Raw genomic sequence first — 216 nt, forward strand, 5'->3', positions numbered from 1 at the left:
GCTGCCGAACCGCTCCCGGGCCAGCTGGAGGGCTACCGACACCCCGGATTCGGTAATCCCCGTGCGACGCATGGAGATTGTTTTGCCCGTGTCCACAAACAGGGTCTTGTCGGTCTGCTTGTCCAGGTAATGCACGTTCTGGCTGAACTTGGCTTTGCGCGTGTAAAGGTCCTTGGCGCTAAGGTCACGCGCGCGCTGACTGGCGGCGGCGGGGGC

Annotated in this window: 1 pseudogene; it reads right to left on the reverse strand. The window is 63.4% G+C overall.

Annotated features, from left to right (window positions below):
* Positions 1-216 (reverse strand): annotated as a pseudogene (locus ABJ99_RS28690) (LPD7 domain-containing protein); the annotation flags it as partial.

This window comes from Pseudomonas syringae pv. cilantro (assembly GCF_001293775.1).
Classification (GTDB): domain Bacteria; phylum Pseudomonadota; class Gammaproteobacteria; order Pseudomonadales; family Pseudomonadaceae; genus Aquipseudomonas; species Aquipseudomonas syringae_P.